This window comes from Leucobacter soli, from assembly GCF_042659205.1.
Taxonomy (GTDB): Bacteria; Actinomycetota; Actinomycetes; order Actinomycetales; family Microbacteriaceae; genus Leucobacter; species Leucobacter soli.
Genome location: NZ_JBHSRW010000189.1, coordinates 1 through 4,548, shown reverse-complemented (window position 1 = coordinate 4,548; position 4,548 = coordinate 1). Strand labels below are relative to the sequence as shown.

The window sequence follows — 4,548 nt, the reverse complement described above, 5'->3', positions numbered from 1 at the left end:
TTGGACGAGGGCGTCGAGCGCCTCCTCCGCGCCGAGCGCCGCCCACAGCTTCCGCGTCGCGATCGGGATGACCGGATGCAGCAGCTCGGCGAGGGCGCGCAGGCCCTCGGTCGCGGTGGCGAGCACGGTGCCGAGCCGCTCCCGGGCGGCGGGATCCTTCGCGAGCGCCCAGGGCTCCTGCTCGGTGATGTATCCGTTCAGCGCGTCGACCAGGTGCCAGATCTCGGCGATCGCCTCGTGGATCGCGAAGCGCTCGATCCGCTCGTCCGCCGCGGTCGCGGCCGACTGCGCCAGCTCGCGGATCGCACGATCGGCGTCCTGCTCCGCGCCGCGCTCCGGCATCACTCCGTCGAAGTACTTCGCGTTCATCGCGAGCACGCGACTCGCGAGGTTGCCGAATCCGTTCGCCAGCTCCGCCTGGTATCGAGCCGAGAGGTCCTCCCAGCTGAAGGATCCGTCGTGCCCGAAGGCGATCGCGCGCATGAAGTAGTAGCGGAACGCATCGGAACCGAAAGTGTCGGTGATCTCGTTCGGCGCGATGCCGGTGAGCTTCGACTTCGACATCTTCTCGCCGCCGACCAGCAGCCAGCCGTGCGCGAAGACATGCTCCGGCACCTCCAGCCCTGCCGCCATGAGCATGGCCGGCCAGATCACCGCGTGGAAGCGCAGGATGTCCTTGCCGACGATGTGGTTGCCCGGCCAACGGCGCTGGAACTCGACCTCGTCGGATCCGTAGCCCGTGGCGGTGATGTAGTTGAGCAGCGCGTCGAACCAGACGTAGGTGACATGCGACGAGTCCCATGGGATGGGGACGCCCCAGTCGAAGGAGGTGCGCGAGATCGACAGATCCTCGAGTCCCTGCTGCACGAAGGCGACGACCTCGTTGCGCGCACTGGCGGGCTGCACGAAATCGGGTCGCTCCTCGTAGAGCGCCAGCAGGCGGTCCTGGAACGCGCTCATCTTGAAGAAGTAGTTCTTCTCCTGCAGCAGCTCGAGCGGCTTCGAGTGGATGGCGCAGACCTTCTCGCCTTCGAAGGCACCCTCTCCGTCGAGGATCTCGCTCTTCGGCTTGAACTCCTCGCAGCCCACGCAGTAGAGCGCCTCGAACTCGCCCGCGTAGATGTGCCCGTCGTCATAGAGCTTCTGCAGGAACTTCGCGACGCCCTCCTCGTGGCGCGCGTCGGTCGTGCGAATGAAGTCGTCGTTCGAGATGTCGATCGTGTCGAGCAGCGGCTTCCACGCGGTCTCGACGAGGCGGTCGGCCCACTCCTTCGGCGCGACACCGTTCGCCGTCGCGGTGCGCAGGATCTTCTGGCCGTGCTCATCCGTGCCCGTCAGGAACCACGTGTCGTCGCCGGCCTGTCGATGCCAGCGCGCCAGCACGTCGGAGGCCACCTCGGTGTACGCGTGCCCGATGTGGGGGGCGTCGTTCACGTAGAAGATCGGCGTCGTGAGGAAGAACTGCTTGGGTTCGGGCATAAGTTCAATTGTATGGCGGATCGGCGCGCCGTTCGGCCGTATGACGGCTCGCCCACCGTCGCCGCCGCGGCGGCGCGGCACACCGGACGACCGGGAGCACGGATGTCACTCGGCGACGAGGATCGTGGGCTCGTGCCGCACGGGGAAGTTCACGGAGTTCGCGATGAAGCAGTGCTCGTACGCCTCGGCGTGGGCGGCGCGGGCACGATCCGCCATCGCCTCGTCCGCAACCGTCACGACCGGGCGCAGGACGACCTCGGTGAAGCGCCCGCCGAGGCCCTCCTGCACCATCGTCCCACGCGGTTCGTCGGTGTAGGCCGTGACGACGACCCCGGCTCGCACGGCCATGTGCAGGTAAGAGAGCAGGTGGCACTGGGCGAGGGCCGCGACCAGCAGCTCCTCGGGGTTCCAGCGATCCTTGTCCCCGTGGAAGGAGCGATCGGCCGACGCCTCGATCGTGTGCTCCTTGCCCGCCGCGCGCACGACGAGCTGCCTACCGTAATCGCGGTACCCGCTCGTGCCGGTTCCCCGGTTGCCCAGCCACTCGATGCCGACCGTGTACTCGTGCGTGTCTGCCATGCGCCCATCGTAGTGACGCGGCTGCAGGATCGCACCGATCTGCGGAATCGCACACGCGTGTCCCGGGTTCGCGGTGCGATTCCGCAGATCGGTGCGTTTTTGGTCGGGATCGCGGTCGCTCCCCTGCCCGGGATCGCGACGCAGCGGATCGCGACCGTGCCGGGGCGGCCGCCGGGAGTAGGCTTGCGCATATGAGCGTTGCCGAAGACCAGATCGCACAAGAGCCCCGCATCGTCACCGAGATCCCCGGCCCGAAGAGCCGCGAACTGCACGCCAGGCGCCAGGCAGTCGTGCCGCCAGGGGTGCACAGCGTGGTTCCGGTCTACGTGGAGCGCGCGCACGGATCGGTGCTGGTTGACGTCGACGGCAACCAGATCGTCGACGTCTGCGGCGGGATCGGCGTGACCACGATCGGGCACACCGACGACGCAGTCGTCGCGGCGGCGGCCGCGCAGCTGGGCAAGGTGACGCACACCCTGTTCACCATGACCCCGTACGAACCGTACGTGCAGGTCGCCGAGCACCTCGCCCGGAACGTGCCGGGCTCGACGGCGGAGCGCCCCTACAAGACGCTCCTCATGAACTCTGGCGCCGAGGCCGTCGAGAACGGCGTCAAGATCGCCCGCCGCTACACCCGCCGCCCGGGCGTCGCCGTGCTCGAGCACGCGTACCACGGCCGCACGGCGCTCACCAGCAGCATGAATCACAAGGGCGCACCCTACGCGCAGGGCTACGGCCCCCGCGTCGGCGACATCTACAAGGCGCCGAACTCGTACCCGCTGCGCGACGGCCTGAGCGGGCCCGAAGCCGCGAAGCGCACGATCGCCTACCTCGAGAAGATGGCGGGAGCCGAGGATCTCGCCTGCCTCGTGGTCGAGCCCGTGCAGGGCGAGGGCGGCTTCATCGTGCCGGCCGACGGCTACCTGCCGGCGCTCGCCGAGTGGTGCCGCGCCAATGGCATCGTCTTCATCGCCGACGAGGTGCAGGCGGGCATGGCGCGCACCGGCACCGTCTTCTCGATCGAGCAGTTCGGCGTCGAGCCCGACATCGTGCTCTCGGCGAAGGGCATCGCGGGCGGCCTGCCGCTCGCCGGCATCACCGGCCGCGCCGAGATCATGGACGCCTCGCTGCCCGGCGGGCTCGGCGGCACCTTCGGCGGCAACCCCGTCTCATGCGCGGCAGCCGTGGCGGTGTTCGATCAGATCGAGCGCGACGGCCTGCTGGCCCGCGCGAAGCACATCGAAGAGGTCTTCGGCGACGGCCTGCGCGGCCTCGCGGCGAAGCACTCCGCGATCGCCGAGGTACGCGGCAAGGGCGCGATGCTCGCCATCGAGATCGTGAAGCCCGGCACGCTGGAGCACGACCCCGAACTCACGCAGCGGGTCATCGACTTCGCGGTGCAGCGCGGCATCCTGCTGCTGAGCGCCGGCATCTACGGCAACGTGATCCGCTTCCTGCCCTCGCTGCAGTTCACCGATGAGCTCTGCGCCACCGTGGTGCGCGTGCTCGACGAGGCCTTCGAGGCCACCACCGCCTGAAGCGACGGATGACTGGCTCCCGGGCGGTCTGCGCAGAGGTGTGCTGACCGCGCAGAGACGCATCTGCAATCGGCCGACGTGGCACCGATCGATGACGGCACTTCGCTCGCCGAGGTGTGTGAATCGTGCAGTGCGCGAATAGTGCCCTGCGCCAAGCCTGCGAGCGGTGAATTTGCGCGGACGCACGCATGACTGCAATACTCAGCATTGCTTTTCTTTTGGGGAAGAAATGGGGAAGAGAAGCTCTCCCATAGAAAACAGAAGAAAAGATGCCGATGAAGAAGCTTCTCTGCACCCCGCTCGTCGCCGTGACCCTGGCCGCGCTGTCATTCGGCATGAGCCCGTCCGCTCCGGCCCCCGCACACGCCGCGAGCGGCGTGTGGTTCGATGCGAACGGCCCTCAGGCCGATCTGAAGGAGCCGCCTTCTACGGTGAAACAGCGCCGGATCGCCACGGCGAACGCCGACAAGCTGCTGCAGACACTGGTCACCAAAAAGCGGCTCAAAGGCTTGAAGCTCGACACGCCGGTCGCTCTCAAACCGGCGAAGAAGCGGGTGACGATGAAGCTGCTCGGTGGCAAAGAAGATGACCATCACGATCGATGAGATCACCGCGACCCGGAATAGTGGCGCCCTGGGCGGTTGGGCCGATGTCGAGGTGCTGGGTTCCGAGCTCAGCGGCGGGAGACTGCTGTCGGGCGTGGTGCTGAGCTTCACCCCGGATACGGCGAAGGGCTTCTACAGCCTGAGCGCCACGATCGACTCGGGGGCCGCGTCGGTAGAGATCGAGCAGCTCGCCGGCACTTCGTACGCCATCGACTCGCGGAACGAGGCGAAACTGAATCGCCCTGGGTTTCGTTCCTATCGGGAGGCTTACCCGGCAAGGGCAAGCGAGGGTGATTCCTGGCCAGCGTAATACGCCTGCTCGACCTCGACCGGCGTCCGATAGCCGA

5 protein-coding genes are annotated in these 4,548 nt (G+C 67.6%); 3 read left to right on the top strand and 2 right to left on the bottom strand.

Features of this window, described 5'->3' with window-relative positions:
- Positions 1 to 1,479, bottom strand: a 1,479-nt coding sequence (gene metG, locus ACFPZL_RS10400; RefSeq protein WP_382335333.1) for a methionine--tRNA ligase, incomplete at its 3' end; no start/stop codon positions are given.
- Between the two features lie 105 nt (positions 1,480 to 1,584).
- Entirely contained in the window at positions 1,585 to 2,058 is a 474-nt protein-coding gene (locus ACFPZL_RS10395) for an OsmC family protein (RefSeq protein ID WP_218115254.1), read from the bottom strand.
- A 191-nt stretch (positions 2,059 to 2,249) separates the two neighbouring features.
- On the opposite strand from ACFPZL_RS10395, the gene ACFPZL_RS10390 reads away from it, so the two are divergent.
- The 3 genes from ACFPZL_RS10390 (at position 2,250) to ACFPZL_RS10380 (ending at position 4,511) form a co-directional block, all read left to right on the top strand.
- Entirely contained in the window at positions 2,250 to 3,596 is a 1,347-nt protein-coding gene (locus ACFPZL_RS10390) for an aminotransferase class III-fold pyridoxal phosphate-dependent enzyme (RefSeq protein WP_218115256.1), read from the top strand.
- A gap of 269 nt (positions 3,597 to 3,865) precedes the next feature.
- Entirely contained in the window at positions 3,866 to 4,201 is a 336-nt protein-coding gene (locus ACFPZL_RS10385) for a hypothetical protein (protein WP_218115258.1), read from the top strand.
- Entirely contained in the window at positions 4,182 to 4,511 is a 330-nt protein-coding gene (locus ACFPZL_RS10380; protein WP_382335330.1) for a hypothetical protein, read from the top strand. The genes ACFPZL_RS10385 and ACFPZL_RS10380 overlap by 20 nt, the downstream gene beginning before the upstream one ends.
- Positions 4,512 to 4,548 lie beyond the last annotated feature (37 nt).